The 14,412-nt window shown below is 70.2% G+C and carries 14 protein-coding genes; 4 read left to right on the top strand and 10 right to left on the bottom strand.

What is annotated here, in order from left to right:
• Positions 1 to 486, top strand: a 486-nt coding sequence (locus AC27VN_RS15545) for an IclR family transcriptional regulator domain-containing protein (protein ID WP_490877094.1), incomplete at its 5' end; no start/stop codon positions are given.
• Between the two features lies 1 nt (position 487).
• Here AC27VN_RS15545 and AC27VN_RS15540 read toward each other — a convergent pair.
• Positions 488 to 1,144 (bottom strand): glutathione S-transferase, encoded by a 657-nt coding sequence (locus AC27VN_RS15540; RefSeq protein WP_057592442.1) that lies wholly within the window; start codon positions 1,142 to 1,144, stop codon positions 488 to 490.
• Between the two features lie 131 nt (positions 1,145 to 1,275).
• Between AC27VN_RS15540 and AC27VN_RS15535 the strand changes: the two genes are divergently transcribed.
• Positions 1,276 to 2,496 carry a polyhydroxyalkanoate depolymerase gene (locus AC27VN_RS15535; protein WP_490877093.1) on the top strand — a complete coding sequence of 407 codons (1,221 nt, stop codon included), beginning with the start codon at positions 1,276 to 1,278 and terminating at the stop codon, positions 2,494 to 2,496.
• 1 nt (position 2,497) lies between these two features.
• Here AC27VN_RS15535 and AC27VN_RS15530 read toward each other — a convergent pair whose 3' ends face one another.
• The 9 genes from AC27VN_RS15530 to AC27VN_RS15490 all read right to left on the bottom strand — a co-directional run bounded on the left by AC27VN_RS15530 (position 2,498) and on the right by AC27VN_RS15490 (position 12,104).
• The gene (locus AC27VN_RS15530; protein WP_490877092.1) at positions 2,498 to 4,204 is read right to left on the bottom strand and encodes a Mur ligase; all 1,707 of its coding nucleotides are present in this window, start codon (positions 4,202 to 4,204) and stop codon (positions 2,498 to 2,500) included.
• Positions 4,205 to 4,274: 70 nt separating this feature from the next.
• Positions 4,275 to 4,991: a glycosyltransferase family 2 protein gene (locus AC27VN_RS15525; protein WP_093343203.1), complete on the bottom strand. Its 717-nt coding sequence runs from the start codon at positions 4,989 to 4,991 to the stop codon at positions 4,275 to 4,277.
• Positions 4,992 to 4,994: 3 nt separating this feature from the next.
• A complete protein-coding gene (locus AC27VN_RS15520) occupies positions 4,995 to 6,560 on the bottom strand; it encodes a phosphotransferase (protein ID WP_296778418.1) in 1,566 nt (521 codons plus the stop codon).
• A complete protein-coding gene (locus tag AC27VN_RS15515; RefSeq protein ID WP_093343206.1) occupies positions 6,557 to 6,928 on the bottom strand; it encodes an HAD family hydrolase in 372 nt (123 codons plus the stop codon). Before AC27VN_RS15515 ends, AC27VN_RS15520 begins: the two co-directional genes overlap by 4 nt.
• An 11-nt stretch (positions 6,929 to 6,939) precedes the next feature.
• Positions 6,940 to 8,052 carry a hypothetical protein gene (locus AC27VN_RS15510; RefSeq protein ID WP_490877091.1) on the bottom strand — a complete coding sequence of 371 codons (1,113 nt, stop codon included), beginning with the start codon at positions 8,050 to 8,052 and terminating at the stop codon, positions 6,940 to 6,942.
• A 14-nt stretch (positions 8,053 to 8,066) separates the two neighbouring features.
• Positions 8,067 to 9,860, bottom strand: coding sequence for a hypothetical protein (locus tag AC27VN_RS15505; RefSeq protein ID WP_490877090.1), 1,794 nt, complete (start codon positions 9,858 to 9,860; stop codon positions 8,067 to 8,069).
• A gap of 3 nt (positions 9,861 to 9,863) precedes the next feature.
• A complete protein-coding gene (locus AC27VN_RS15500) occupies positions 9,864 to 10,508 on the bottom strand; it encodes an aspartyl/asparaginyl beta-hydroxylase domain-containing protein (protein WP_256222528.1) in 645 nt (214 codons plus the stop codon).
• 136 nt (positions 10,509 to 10,644) lie between these two features.
• Entirely contained in the window at positions 10,645 to 11,004 is a 360-nt protein-coding gene (locus tag AC27VN_RS15495) for a hypothetical protein (RefSeq protein ID WP_490877089.1), read from the bottom strand.
• 80 nt (positions 11,005 to 11,084) lie between these two features.
• A complete protein-coding gene (locus AC27VN_RS15490) occupies positions 11,085 to 12,104 on the bottom strand; it encodes a LysR family transcriptional regulator (RefSeq protein WP_490877088.1) in 1,020 nt (339 codons plus the stop codon).
• A gap of 76 nt (positions 12,105 to 12,180) precedes the next feature.
• Here AC27VN_RS15490 and AC27VN_RS15485 point away from each other — a divergent pair, with 76 nt between their 5' ends.
• Complete coding sequence (locus AC27VN_RS15485) at positions 12,181 to 13,296, top strand: adenosine deaminase family protein (protein ID WP_490877087.1); 1,116 nt, start codon at positions 12,181 to 12,183, stop codon at positions 13,294 to 13,296.
• An 8-nt stretch (positions 13,297 to 13,304) separates the two neighbouring features.
• Positions 13,305 to 14,300: a Bug family tripartite tricarboxylate transporter substrate binding protein gene (locus AC27VN_RS15480; protein WP_490877086.1), complete on the top strand. Its 996-nt coding sequence runs from the start codon at positions 13,305 to 13,307 to the stop codon at positions 14,298 to 14,300.
• The last annotated feature ends 112 nt before the right edge of the window (positions 14,301 to 14,412 follow it).

Here is a 14,412-nt window from a genome sequence, read left to right as displayed (position 1 = left end):
GGCAGCGCGATGCTGATCCTCGATGCGCACCGCCCGATCAACGGACTGGCCGTGAACTACCGGGTGCTGGGCTTTCGCCCGCCGATGCTGATGTCATCGCTCGGGCGCTGCTACCTCGCCTTCTGCCCCGAGGACGAACGGCGCCAGCTCCTCGCGGCGCTCGCGCGTTCGCCGCACCAGGTCGACCGCGACGCGCGGCGGCCCGAGAACGTGCGCCGCATGGTGGCGAACGCGCGCGCCCAGGGCTACGTGTCGCGCGACCCCACCGCCACCAGCATGGATTCGCCCGATCGCTTCGGCGCCATCTCGGTGCCGGTGCGGCTGGCCGAGCGCGTGGTCGGCTGCATCAGCTGCGCCTGGCTGCCCGCGGTGCGCAGCGAGCGCGAGATGGTGGCGCAGCACCTGGCCGACCTGCAGGCGGCTGCGCAGGGCATCGAGCGCAAGCTGCGGCAGGCCGGCTTCGAGCCGGCGCCGCCCTCGGGCTGAATCAGAACTCCGCGTCGAGCTCGTCGATCTCGTCGGGCTCCTGCTTCGCCGCCGCCACCCACTCCTTCATCGCGGGCAGTTCCATCACGCGCTTGCAGTAGGCCGTGCAGGCGCTGTCGAGCGCCACGTCGTAGCTCAGGAAGCGCGTGACCACGGGCGCGTACATCGCATCGGCGATGCCCGGCTGCTCGCCGAACAGGTAGGGGCCGCCGTAGGCCTTGAGGCATTCGCGCCAGATCGCCACGATGCGGTCGATGTCGGCCTGCGCGCGCGACCACACCTTGAAGTTCTTGAACCGGGCCTTGATGTTCATCGGCAGCGCGCCGCGCATGGCCGCGAAGCCCGAATGCATCTCGCCGCAGATCGCGCGGCAGTGGGCCCGGGCCGCCACGTCGGCGGGCAGCAGGCCGGCCTTGGGCTTGATCTCGTTGAGGTACTCGCCGATCGCCAGCGTGTCCCACACCTTCACCGAGCCATGCTGCAGCGAGGGCACCAGCATCGAGGACGACAGCAGCAGCATCTCGGCCTTCATGGCCGGGTCGTCGGGCGGAATGATCTTCTCGCTGAAGTCCAGGCCCGCCAGCCTGCACATCAGCCAGCCGCGCAGCGACCAGGCGCCGTAGTTCTTGCTGCTGATGGTGAGAACGGGTTTGGCCATCGGGTGTGCTCCTTGGTGCCGGCAAGCGCCGCCGGTGGCCAGCGACGTGCAAGCCCTGTGCCACCCGTTCCATCCCGGTGCGCCCGGCCTTGGCCCGCAACTTGCCTCTGGCACTGCAACGCACCACAACCATGCTCTACCGCGTCTACCAGAACCAGGCCGACCTGCTCTCCCCGCTGCGGCTCGCCTCCCAGTACATGGCGCGCGCGCTCTGGCAGGACGGCAGCGAGCGCACCATGCAGCGGCGGCTGGCGGCGCAGTGCGAGGTGTTCTCGCGCATGCGGCTCACCCACAGCCGGCCGCCCTACGGCATCGCCAGCGTGCCGGTCGACGGCGACGAGGTCGCGGTGCACGAGGAGGTCGCGCTGAGCGCGCCCTTCGGCACCCTGCTGCATTTCAGGAAGGACGGCGACCATCCCACGCACCCGCCCGTGCTGCTGGTTGCACCGTTGTCGGGCCATTTCGCCACCTTGTTGCGCGAAACCGTGCGCACCCTGCTGCGCGACCACGACGTCTACCTGACCGACTGGCACAACGCACGCGACGTGCCGCTGTGGCAAGGCCGCTTCGGCCTCGACGACTACACGCTGCAGCTCATCGCCTTCCTCGAGGCCGTCGGCCCCGGCGTGCACATGGTCGCGGTGTGCCAGCCCTGCGTGGCCGCGCTGGCCGCCACCGCGCTCATGGCCGAGGACGACAACCCCGCCACCCCGCGCAGCCTCACGCTGATGGCCGGGCCGGTCGACTGCCGCATCAACCCGACCGCGGTGAACCGCCTCGCCACCGACCGCCCGATCGACTGGTTCCGCCGCAACCTCATCAGCCACGTGCCCTGGCCGCACGCGGGCGCGATGCGGCGCGTGTACCCGGGCTTCCTGCAGCTCGCGGCCTTCATGAGCATGAACCCCGAGCGCCACAAGAAGCAGTTCGAGGACATGTACCGCCACCTGGTCGAGGGCGAGCTCGAGAAGGCGCACACCATCGGCAACTTCTACGACGAGTACCTCGCGGTCAACGACCTGCCCGCGGAGTTCTACCTCGAGACCGTGGAGCGCGTGTTCCAGACCTACGACCTGCCGCGCGGCCAGCTCACCGTGGGCGACCGCACCGTGAACCCGGCCGCGATCCGCCGCACCGCGCTGCTCACGGTCGAGGGCGAGCGCGACGACATCTGCGCGGTGGGCCAGACCGTGGCGGCGCAGGACCTCTGCACCGGCGTGCGGCCCTACCTCAAGGCCCACCACCTGCAGGCCGGCGTGGGGCACTACGGCGTGTTCAGCGGCAGCAAGTGGAACGCCCAGATCTATCCGCGCGTGCGCGAAACCATCCACGCGGCCGCCGAGCTGCACTGAGCTAAGGCTGCGGCAGCGCGGCCTCCACCGCGGCCGACTGGGCCGGCCGCCCTCCCGCCTCCAGGTACTTCCAGTACGCCACGTACCCCGAGAGGTAGTGCTCCACGTCGTCGATGCGCACGCGGAAGCTGTGGTGGCGGATGAAGAAGCTGCCCACGATGCGCTGCGGATTGCGGAAGAACATCGCGAGCTCGGGCCAGAAGTGTCCGCTCAGCAGGTAGCGCGCGCGCTGCTCGAGCGCGCGGTAGAACTTCTCGATGTCGAAGCCCTCGAGCAGGTGCGCATGCGCGGGGTCGGCCTGCAGCCGCGTCACCATCTTCTGCGCCGCCATCATCAGCTCGAGCAGGGTCGGGAAGGTGGTGATGCGGTTGAGCACGAACTCGAGGTGGTCGCGCACGTTGTCCAGGCCGAAGCGGAAGTAGCGCTCTTCCGGCCGGTACAGCGTGAGCTCGTTGACGCAGTAGCTGAGCCAGTGGTCGTGCGCCTCCCAGTGGCGCGCCTCGATGAAGTGCGCGAAGGCCTTCTCGACCGCGCGCAGCCAGCGCTCGTCGCGCGTCAGGCCGTAGAGGCGCATCAGTCCGAAGGCGGCCTCGCCGTCGTAGTAGATGATCCGGTTCTCCTCCTTCACGCGCAGGTCCGGATGGTGGAGCACGTGCACGAAGCGGCCGCTGGTCGGGTCCTGCATGTGCAGGATGCCGAGCGCGAGCTGCTCCATCAGCGGCAGGTACTTCCGGTCGCCCGTGAGCTCGGTGTACTTGACCATCGCGAGCAGGCACACGGCATTGCCGCCGAGCTTGATCTCGTCCTCGATGTCGACCAGGAACGCGGCCTGCGCCCCATCGGGCAAGGTGGCGGGCCGGATCAGCTCGCCGGTCAGGTGGCCCAGCGCGCGGTCGATCGCCGCCTTGTGCTCGGGCTTGCGCGTCAGCTCCCAGCCCTCGATCAGCGCATAGGTCGAGCTCGCATGGCGCAGCGCGTTGTAGGTGGGAATGGCGCGGTCGAAGCAGGGAAACCAGCCGTAGTGATAGGCGCCCGAGCTCTTGACCTGGCGCGCGAGGTAGGCGGTGCTGGTCTCGACGATCTGGCGCACGCGCGCCGCGTCCCAGGCCGGCAGCCGGCGGTAGCCGCGGCCCACGCCCTCGTGCTCGATGCGGTGCGCCTCCTTGCCGTCGGTGAACACGGCGCGCGTGTCGAACACCCACACCGGCTGCTGCGGGTCGGTGGGCCAGCTCAGTTCGCGCCCGTAGCGGTGCTGGCCGAACAGCCGGAGGTTCGCCGCGTTGGGCGTGGCCTCGTCGAACTTGCCGTCGTAGAGCACGGCATGGGCACCGATGTCCTGCTCGAGCATGGCCACCGACAGGTCGGCGTCGAAGGCGATGCCGCTGCGGAAGTAGTTGCGCTTGGTGGCCAGCAAGGCCTGCTGCAGCCCCTTCCAGTGCATCGCCTGCACCGTGTGGACCACGTCCGCGCGCAGCCAGATCGGCGCCGTGCTCTGCTTGCGCAGCCAGGTCTGCAGCAGTTGCGCGCCGCGGCGCCACACCTCGTCGAAGTTCCTGCCGCGCACCGTCACCACGTGCGCGCGCTCCTTGGCGTTGCAGGCCGACAGGAACAGCACGCCCGCGCCTTCCGGCGCCGCGGCCTCCATGCACTCGGCCCACGTCGCGGCCACCGCGGGCTTCGCGCACGCGAGCAGTTCACCCAGACTCATCGAAGATTCCTCACATGGCTTCCATCGGCTGGCGATGCGATGGCTGCGCGCATTGTCCCTCGTCCCGGCGTCATTCCCAGGGCCGCGCGGCCGCGGCTTCGTACTCCTGCGGCGTGCCGCAGAAGACGATCTGCTCGGGCCCGACCAGCTCGTAGGCCACGCGCGCGCCGCGCGCGATCAGCGCGTTGTAGCAGGGCGCGATGTAGTACTCGCCGCGGATCAGCAGCTGGTGCTGCTGCTGGTGCGCGAAGGCCTCGTCGAAGACCCGCGCATCGGCGAAGTGGTAGAGGCCGTCGCTGCACAGGCTGGAGATCCGTTCCTTCTCGGTGGTGCGCAGCACCGAGCGATCGGGCCCGGGCTCGACGAAGGACCAGTGCTCGCCCTCGCCCTCGAACACCTCGAGGTAGCCCGCGGCGCCGTCGGCCAGCGCCGACTTGCGGAAGCCGGGCCGGATGGTGTCGATGTTGAAGACGTAGAGCGCCTCCTCGCTGCGCAGCGCCTGGAGCCCGCGGTGCACCGAGTCGGCTTGCCCCAGCGTGTCGCCGTCGAGCTCGACGATGTGGAAGGACTTGACGCCCAGCGCCTTGAGCTCGCGCACCAGGAACTCGACCACGTCGTGGTCGCGCCGCACCACGAACAGGAACAGGTCGTCCTGGAAATAGCGCTCGAAGGACTTCACCACATGGAAGAACACCGTGCGCCCGTGCAATGGCAGCCGGTACTTGGGCAATGCATAGCCGGCCTCGGTGAAGCGACGGCTCCTGCCCATCATCGGTATCACGAACATCGCTCAGTGCTCCATCTGTTCGTACAGGCGCAGCGCATTGGCCAGCATCGCGCGCTGGCGGCGCGGCGCGTCCTGGTGCAGCGGCAGCATCGACAGGAACAACAGCACCGTGATCGGCGCCACGTGGCGCGCGGTCATGCCGTTGAGCAGCGGCAGCGCCGCGAACAGCTTCTGGATCGCGGCCACGTCCTCGTCGGCATGGATGCGCAGGCGGAAATCCAGCCCCGTCCCGTCGTCGATCTCGAAGGCATCGGCCACGATGTAGTCGTACAGCCCCAATACCGAATGCGCGAGCTTGGCGAGGTCGTAGCGCAGGTCGCCGACGAGCCGCGGCTCGTCGCGGAAATTGAGGCCGCGCGGGTCGATCAGCTTGATGCAGTCCGAGCGGGTGTCGAACAGGATGTTGCTGAAGCACAGGTCGCCGTGCATCACGCCCGGCACCAGCGGCACGCGCGCCGCGGCCTCGAGGCAGCGCTCGAGGATCTCGGCCAGCGAGGGCAGCGCGCGCCCGTTGAGCCGCGTGGGCGCCGACAGGCTCATCCCGCTCGCGGTGGCATAGGCATCGAGCCGCGCGCGCGTCTTGTCGCCCAGCATGCCGCGGCTGTCCTGCGCCACCGCCTGGCGCTCGCGCTCGCCCAGCGGCACCGCCGTCTGGCAGGCCGCGAGCCAGTCGGCCAGGTGCCTGAACACGCGCGACCAGAAGGCAGTGGAGTTGCGGCCGTGCACGTAGAGCTCGTTGAGCGGCGCCATGCACAGGTACTCGAGTTCGTAGCCATAGCCGCCGTCCCCGTCCTCGACCGCGCCGCGGTCGAGCAGTTGCGGGACGTATACGCGCAGCCGCGGCGGCAGCGCCTCGAACCAGCGTGCCTCGGCCTCGAGCTTGCGCGGCTGGCTGCCGGTCTTGCGCACGCGCCGGTCGCCGATGGCGAGGTCGTTGAAGGCGCGCTGCGTGGTGATGCGCGCGCGCGAACGGTAGAAGGTGTTGACGTGGCCGAAGTCCGACCACTGCGCGGTCTGCACGCGCTGCAGGTAGCAGGCCTCGTCGTAGGCCGAGACCGCGCGCTCGAACGAGCCGCGCGCTGCCACCAGGCATTTGGCGAGCCGGCTGACCGACTGGAACGCGAAGTAGCCGCACCACACGCGCACCGCGGTCTCCGAGCCGTGGTCCACCTGCCAGTCGTAGTCGTCGGCCGACTCGGCCACGCTCAGGCAGTCCCAGCCGGTCGGAAGGTCGTTGATCAGCGTGTCGCCCAGCAGCAGCCGCATGCCGTCGTCGTAGCGGCCCACGGTGTTGATCGAGAACAGCAGCGAGTCGGCCAGCGTGAGCCCGTCGGGCACGCGCAGCACCTGGATCGCATGCGCCTCGAGCGCCTGCACGTCGCGGTGCGAGACGGCATGGCTCTCGGGCAGCGAGAGATAGATGGGCTCGCCCGGGAAATGCCGCGCCAGCAGCTCGGCCTGGTGCACGAACAGCCGATGGTTGGCCACCGGCAGGAAGGCCGGCGGCAGGCGGCCGAACTCCGACTGCAGCTCGGAGTCGACGTAGGCCGCCGAGGTGACGACGATCACTTCTCGTGCTCCAGCAGCCGGTCGATTTCCTCGCGGCTGTACTTGAGGAACTCCGAGGGCCGGATCGCGCGGTCGTCGACGTAGAAGCCCTCCTCGCCGCACCATGGCTTGCCGACGTGGATCTCGTCGTAGGGCACGTCGTGGCGGGCCAGCCAGTCGATGATGATCGGCAGCGTGTGGGCGTTGATGCGGCCGACATTGCCGCCGAAGCTGTTGACGTTGCGGCTGGTGTAGATCGAGATCGCGAAGCCCTGCTCGCGGTAGCTGCGCAGCCGCTCGATCATGTCCTCGCGCGGGCGGGCATTGGGGTAGTCCTTCTGTTCCGCCACGCACAGCGTGTGGTCCAGGTCGAAGATCAGGCGTTTCAAGTGGGGCTCCTCTAATTCTGGTTCGCGGCGGCCGGGTCGATGGCCAGGAAGCGCGCGATTTCGTCGTTGTGGCGTACGCCCGAGGCGGCCATCGCGCGCTGCACGACGCGCATGAGCCGCGGGTTGTGCGCCGTGTCGCGCTGGTCGGCGTCGGGCCACTGGTACGGCGGCAGGCCGCGCTCGCGCGCCACGGCCTCGGTCTCCTCGCCGAAGGCCTGCAGGATGCGCAGCATCAGCGAGTGGCCGCGCCAGATCTCGTCGCGCACCACCGGGCTGCCGTCGGCGAAGCGGCGCGCGCGCAGCTCGTCGGGCATGGCCATCGGCGGTTCGCCGGCCTTGGCCAGCTCGGCCAGCCGGTTCCAGAAATGGCGCACGTCGTAGGGATTGGGATTGGCGAACACGCGCGCGCGCAGTTCGGTGGGCGTGGCCGGCAGCGACGTGCTCCACAGCGTGGGGTTGCGCCGGTTCTCGGCCAGCGTCACCCACTCGGCCCACTTCGCCATGCCCTCGAGGTACCAGCTGGCGCGGAACATCGCGTGGCCGTACTGGAACAGGTGGAACAGCTCGTGCGGGATCAGGTAGTCCTTCACCCGCTCGTGGTTGCCCGCGAGCGCGGCATTGATGGCGATCGAGAGCGTGCAGCGGTCGGCGCGCGCGCGGCTGCCGGGATAGCGGATCACGGCCGAGAACGAGAGCCCGCGCTTGTCCGCGACGCCGGGGCTGTAGGCATCGAAGTTCAGCAGGTCGATGTCGATCGTCTCGGCCTGCCTGAAGCGCGGGCTGCGCAGCGGATCGCGAAAGCCGTTGGCCAGGTAGATGCGGCGCACGGTGTCCAGGTGCAGCGCGGCGTCCTCGACCATGTCGGGCACGCCGTTGCCGTTGAGGTCGACGCCGGTGTAGAGCGCATGCGGCCCGTCGAGCGCATAGAAGACGCGGATGCCGTTGAACTCGTGGCGCTGCGTCAGCGCCAGCCGGTGCGCGTTCTTCGAGATGCGGCAGCCCGCGCCTTCGGGTCCCTGCTGCAGGCCCGGCTCGCGGTCGGCCTGGTCCTGCGCGCGCGCCGCGCCCGGCAGCAGGCCCAGGAACAGGGCCCACAGCACCGACAGGGCCAGCACGGCCTGCATGCGACGCACCCGTGTCACCGCGGCGCCGCGCCGGCCAGGGCGTTCCACAGCAGGCGGTCCATCTCGCTGGCCGGGCCCGCGGGCAGGTCGGCCGACAGCATCGCGCGCAGCTCGCCGCGGCCATAGGCGGCGGCGGGCACGGCCTCGACGGCATGGATGTTTTCGAGCGGCCGCCGCCGCACCCCCTGGAACAGCAGCGCATGCGCGAGCGAGCAGTGCGAGCGCAGCCGCTTCGGAAAGCCGAACCAGTTCTCGCGGATCGCCTGGGTCTGCAGCCCCAGCGTGTTGGCGTAGCAGCCCATGGCCTCGGGCGAGCCGACCGCGAACTGGTCGCCGGCATAGAGCGTCTTGGTCACCGCGAGGTGGTTGAAGAACAGCACGCGCTGGCGGCGGCAGGCCTCGGCCATGCCGGCCCAGTCGGGCGCGGCCGTGCCGGCGCGGAAGGCGCGGTCGGGCCGGATCCGGATCACCAGGTCGTAGTCGCCGCCGTCCTCCAGCATCAGGCGGTGCGCTTCCTGGATCTTGTAGAACATCTTGAGCTGGTTGTTCGTGTCGTGCTCGAACTCGGGCCGCCGGTGGTTCTCGATCGCCACCACCGCGTCGGCGCCGTACACCGCGCGCAGGTCCGCCTCGTCGAGCGTCGACGACACCTCGAGCCGGGCGAAGAAGTTCGGATAGGCCTTCTTCATCGCGGCCAGCCCGTAGCGGAAGCCGGCCTGCCGGTAGGCCTCGGCGAAGGGCGCGAACTTGAAGATCCGGTCCACGCCGTTGCCCGACATCGGATCGGGAAAGCGCCAGCCCGTGTCCTCCCAGGTATGGACGAAGTACTTCACCTGGTGGCCGTCCAGCCCCAGGTGCTTCCAGGTCTGGAAGGCGGCCGCATAACCGCGCATCTGGCCCGATACGCACACGGCGATGCGCAGCGGCGCGCCGGCGGCCGGCGTCGGAGGCTCGGCCCGCGCCGCGCCGGATTCGAAGGCGCGCGCAATCCTCGCGCTGGCGCGTGCCTGTCTCGCCCGCTTGCCTCCCTCGGCCGGCGGCAGGCTGCGCACCTGCGCGAGGATGCGCTCGTACAGCGCCTCGTCGAACAGGCCATAGCCGAGGATCAGCAGCCGGCAGATCGCCGCGTCGCTCAGGCAGCGCAGGCCCTGCGCGTCCTCCAGCAGGTCGTTCGCGAAGGCGCGCAGCAGCGCACCGTTCGCGGGCAGCACACTCTGGAAGAAGCGGCACAGCGTCTCGTGGTCGCAGCGCTGGAACAGCTCGACCAGCATCTCGCGCCGCAGGTCGTCGCCATAGCCGAGGAAGCCCTCGACCGCGAGCATCAGCGCGGTGCGGTCACGCGGGTCGGCGAACTCCCGGTGCTCGAACAGCGGCCGCGCCACGCCGGCCAGGCTGCGGTAGCTCGCGCCCTGGTGCCGCTTGAGGCCCGCGAGGAAGCTCGCGAAGGCGAAGGGAAAGGCCTCGAGGGCCTGGGCCAGCCGGGCCGCATGGCCATCGATCTGGCCCGCGATCATCTGCACCGCGCCCGCGTCCATCTCGCCCTGGGCGGGAAAGTGGCGCGCCCAGGTCTCGCCGCCGCGCAGCTCGAGCGCCGCCGCGACGTTGCCCGACAGCACCAGCGCCTCGTGGTAGCGCAGCACGATCTCCTTCTCGAACGCATGGCCCTCGCCGAGCGCGCGGCGCAGCCGGTACAGGCTCAGCTCATGCTGATCGGCGCGCGCGAAGGCCGCCAGCGCGGCCTCCATGTCGGCGACCGAGGTCCAGGCCCCGGAGGCGATCGCTTCGAGCGGTGCGTCTTCCCGCCACATCGCTCAGGCCGCCAGCGCGACGGCTTCGGCCTCGCGCACCACCGGCAGCCAGGGGGCGGCCAGCATGCCGATCGGCGGCGGCGTCTCCAGGCTCATCAGCAGGTGGGCGCGGCTCGACGGCTGGTTGCTGCGGTTGACGGCACGGTGGTGCACGTCCACGCGCACCAGCCAGGCCGAACCGTCGGCCGGCAGGTGCACGCTCTCGATGCTGCCGTCGGCGCGCTGCCATTCGAAGAAGCAGTTGGGGTTGGTGACGATCGGCACGTGCAGGCGCCAGGCCTCGCGCACGGCGTCGGTGTGCAGCGGCATCTCGTCGCCTTCGCTCTCGAGCTGCATGATGCGCGCGCGAAAGGGCTTGAGGCCGCGCGCCGACAGTGCGTCCATCACCTCGGCCAGGCAGCCCGAGCAGGCATCGGTGGGCTGCGTGCCGCGGCTGGGCATGGCGGCATTGGGATTGATGCGGCGGATGCCGTCGATCAGCGTGCCATCGCGGCTGGTCACGGCCCAGCCGATGTAGTCGACGCGGTTGTCGCGGTACTGCGTCGACGGCAGCTGGCGCACATGCTGTTCGAAGTGGGCGCGCAGCGCGTCGATGTCGATCTTGAAGTTCGCCAGCCGGGCGAACATGACGTCCTTGGATTGGTTCACGGCTCTCTCTCCTCGGTTCCTCTGGATGAATGGCCATCGCGGACGATGGCGCCGGCCCGCGCGCGCGGGCGATGCGCAATGGCTGCGCAGGCGCTGCACGCCGAAGCGGCAGCGCGGTCCGGGCACGGGGCCGGACCTAGGCGAGGAAAGAGGAAAGGCGCGGCGGCCGCTTGGGCGGCGCGAGGAAGGTCGAGGAGGAGAAGGAGGCGAAGGAGCGCGGCAGCGCGCCGGGCAGCACGATCAGTTCGAGCGCGTAGCCCTCGAACGCGACCTCGATGCCGTGGCCGATGTCCGTGTCGTCGGTGGACACCGAGGCGGACACGGAAGTGCCCGCGCCGCGCGGAAAGTCATCGCTGGAGGCCGAGGCATCCGACCACAGCGTCTGCGCGACGAGGTCGTGATGCAGGCCGGCTTCGACGAGGATCTGCGCGAACACCACCACGGCCTGACAGCACAGAAGGACCGCGAGGACGAGCGCGATGAGCGGGCGAGACATGACCGCGAAATCTTAGCGGCAGATGCCCTGTCTAAGAAACAATTCGTTGACCTTTACGCAGGTATTCGGCGCACCGAAAACTACGGTTTACGGTGGGTCCTCGCACCCTTGGCGACCCGCCGCACCGGCCGTTCGCCGGCCTGCGGCAGGCGCTCGCGCAGGAAGTCGATCAGCGCCTGCGCCGCCACGTTGCGCATCGGCCCCGGCAGGTAGGCCAGCACCACGCGGCGCTCGATGCGCGGCTTCGACAACGCCAGCACCACCAGTTCGGGATCGCGCAGCGAGGCCGTGTACAGGCGCGGCATCAGTCCCAGCGCCTGCCCGCCGCGCACCAGCGCATAGAGGGTTTCGGAATAGCTCACGCGCAAGGGCTCGAGCCCCTGCGCGAACTGGGCGCGCGCGGGATTGCCGAGCGCCGGCATGCTGCCGCTCTCGAACAGCACCAGCCGCTCGCGGCCGATGCGCTCCCAGTCCGTTTCGCCGGCCGCGGCCAGTGCATGGTCGCGCCGTACCACCAGCACCAGCGGATCGCGGAACAGGTCCACGCATTCGAGCCCGCCCGGCGGCTCGGTGATGGCGGCCACCGCCATGTCGAGCTGGCCGCTGCGCAATTCGGCCAGCAGCGCGGTCGAGGGCGCGTCGCGCCACGACAGCTCGACCTCGCCGAGGCGTTCGGCATGCGCCGCCGCGAACTCGCTCGCGGCCGCGGCCACGCGCGCGGCGGCCGAGGGGATCACGCCGATGCGCACGAAGGCACGGCCACGCCGCACCGTGCTCTCGATGTCGCGCAGCGCCACCTCGACCGTGTGGACCAGGAAGTCGGTGCGCGCCAGCACCTCGGCGCCCAGCGGCGTGAGCTCGACGCGGTGCGTGGAGCGCGTGAGCAGTTGCGCGCCCAGCAGCTTCTCGACCTGCTTGATCGCATTGCTGAGCGCGGGCTGGGTGATGGCCAGCCGCCGCGCGGCACGGCCGAAGTGCGCCTCCTCGACCAGCACCGAGAAGCACTGCAGCTGGCGCAGCGTGAGCGCGCGCAGCGGCAGCGAGGACGCCGCCGGTTCGGGCGCCGGCAAGGGCTTGGGAGCGCGCGGGGAGGTGGCCATGCTTATAGATCCGGCGAATCAAATTATAGAAATTCAAAATTTTCCTTATCGCCTCGCCCTCACTAGACTGGCCCGCATGACCGCCAGCCCCTCCGCCAGCCCGTCTTCCGCCGCCCACGGCTTCGACCTCGAAGCCCTGTTGCGCGCCATTCCCAAGGTCGAGCTGCACTGCCACCTGTTCGGCACCGTGCGCCACGAGACCTTCAAGCAGCTCAACCTGCGCGCCGGTTCGCCGCTGGCGGCCGACGAGATCGAGGGCTTCTACACGCGTGGCGAGAAGCCCGTGGGCGTGCTGCGCGTGCTGCGCGCGCTCGACGCCGAGCTGGTGCGCAACCCCGACGACCTGCACCAGCTCACGCTCGAATACCTGCAGGATGCCGCGCAGCACAACGTGCGCCATGCGGAGTTCTCGTGGAACCCGACCGGCACGGTGCAGGTGTCGGGCATCCCCTATGCGCTCGCGCAGGGCGCGATCGTGCGCGCGATCCGCGATGCGAAGCAGCAGTTCGGCATCGACGGTCGGCTGATCGGCGCCATCGACCGCGAGGCCTCGCCCGCGGCCGCGCTCGAGATGGTCGAGTGGATGGCAGCGAACCGCTGCGACGAAGCGATCGGCATCGGCATCGACTACCGCGAGGTCGACCGCCCGCCCGAGCTCTTCACCGAGGCCTATGCGCGCGCCCGGCAGGTCGGCCTGCGCACCACCGCGCATGCCGGCGAGTTCGGCATGCCCTGGACCAACGTGCGCACCGCGCTCGACGTGCTGCGCGTGGACCGCATCGACCATGGCTACACCGTGGTCGACGCACCGGAGTTCGCGCGCGAATGCGCCGAGCGCGGCGTGCTCTTCACCGTGGTGCCGACCAACTCCTACTACCTGCGCACCCTGCCGCCCGAGCGCTGGGCGCTCGACCATCCGATCCGCCGCATGCCGGGCCTGGGCCTGCGCATCCATCCCAACACGGACGACCCGACCCTGCACAAGGTCACGCCCACGCAGGCCTGGCTGATGATGGTGCGCGACTTCGGCTTCGGCCTCGACGATCTGCGCGGCTTCATGCTCAACGGCCTCGACGGCGCCTGGATCGACGAAACGCAGCGCCGCGACTGGCGCGCGCAATGGAGCGATGCCTTCGACCACCTGCGCAGCCGCCTCGGCGATGCGCAGCCCTCTTCCCCAGCCCACGCCTGAAGCCCGCCATGAACCACCTCCGCCGTCCCCTGCTCGTGGCCGCGACGCTCTGCGCCGCGCTGCCCGCCCTGCTGCCCACCATGGCCTCGGCCCAGCCGGCCTGGCCCGCGGCCAAGCCGATCACGCTGATCGTTCCCTACACCGCGGGCGGCAGCGTCGACGTCAACGCGCGCCTGGTCGCCACGCGGCTGGCCGAACGGCTCAAGCAGGCGGTGGTGATCGACAACGTGGCCGGTGCCGGTGGCGCCATCGGCGTGGCCAAGGCCGTGGCCGCCGCGCCCGACGGCTACACGCTGGTGGTCGGCCCCGACAGCGCGATCGCCATCGGCCGGCTGGTCAACCCCTCGGCCTTCCGCTTCGATCCGCTCAAGGACCTGGCGCCGGTCGGCCTGCTCAACACCGCGCCGATGGTGCTGGTGGCGCGCCCCGGCCTGCCCGCCAGGAGCTACGCCGACTTCGTGCAGCTCGCCAAGGCCGCGCCCGGCAAGTACAACTACGCCACCTCGGGCGTGGGCACCGTGCTGCAGCTCGCGATGGAACTGCTCAAGCAGCGCAGCGGCATCTTCGTGACCCACGTGCCCTACCGCGGCGGCGCGCAGATCGCCACCGACGTGATCGGCGACCAGGTCGACCTCGCGATGCTCGTGAGCACCAGCGCCATCCCGCACGTCAACGGCAAGCGGCTGCAGGCCCTGGGCATCACCGGCGCCAAGCGCCTGCCCGCGCTGCCCGGCGTTCCCACCTTCGACGAGATGCCCGGCCTCAAGGGCTTCGACATGGTGAGCTGGGCCGGCATCTTCGCGCCCGCGAAGACGCCACCCGCCATCGTCGCGCGCATCAACCAGGAACTCGAGGCCGTGCTGCAGGAGGAAGGCGTGCGCAGCAAGCTCGCCGAGCAGGGCGCATTGCCGGGCAGCGGCACGCCCGAAGCCTTCGGCCGCTTCGTGCAGGCCGAGTACGCGCGCAACCAGAAGATCGTGCAGACCGCCAACATCAAGGAATGAGCGCGACGCGGCCGCCATGGCGCATGATCGATCGCCGCACCGTCACCGGCCTTCGGAGATCGACCCCATGCCGACCGCGTCCCTGCTCCCGCGCCTTCGCCTGCTGCTCGCG

It is taken from the genome of Variovorax sp. 20P10.2.4 (assembly GCF_058244205.1).
Note: the sequence above shows the minus strand (reverse complement) of the source record. Positions and strands in the feature narration are given on the sequence as shown.

Coding starts and splice junctions, on each gene's coding strand:
- AC27VN_RS15510 (WP_490877091.1), bottom strand. CDS start 8,052: ATGCAGGCCGTGCTGGCCCTGTCGGTGCTGTGGGCCCTGTTCCTGGGC.
- AC27VN_RS15490 (WP_490877088.1), bottom strand. CDS start 12,104: ATGGCCACCTCCCCGCGCGCTCCCAAGCCCTTGCCGGCGCCCGAACCG.
- AC27VN_RS15530 (WP_490877092.1), bottom strand. CDS start 4,204: ATGAGTCTGGGTGAACTGCTCGCGTGCGCGAAGCCCGCGGTGGCCGCG.
- AC27VN_RS15505 (WP_490877090.1), bottom strand. CDS start 9,860: ATGTGGCGGGAAGACGCACCGCTCGAAGCGATCGCCTCCGGGGCCTGG.
- AC27VN_RS15540 (WP_057592442.1), bottom strand. CDS start 1,144: ATGGCCAAACCCGTTCTCACCATCAGCAGCAAGAACTACGGCGCCTGG.
- AC27VN_RS15535 (WP_490877093.1), top strand. CDS start 1,276: ATGCTCTACCGCGTCTACCAGAACCAGGCCGACCTGCTCTCCCCGCTG.
- AC27VN_RS15480 (WP_490877086.1), top strand. CDS start 13,305: ATGAACCACCTCCGCCGTCCCCTGCTCGTGGCCGCGACGCTCTGCGCC.
- AC27VN_RS15525 (WP_093343203.1), bottom strand. CDS start 4,991: ATGTTCGTGATACCGATGATGGGCAGGAGCCGTCGCTTCACCGAGGCC.
- AC27VN_RS15485 (WP_490877087.1), top strand. CDS start 12,181: ATGACCGCCAGCCCCTCCGCCAGCCCGTCTTCCGCCGCCCACGGCTTC.
- AC27VN_RS15495 (WP_490877089.1), bottom strand. CDS start 11,004: ATGTCTCGCCCGCTCATCGCGCTCGTCCTCGCGGTCCTTCTGTGCTGT.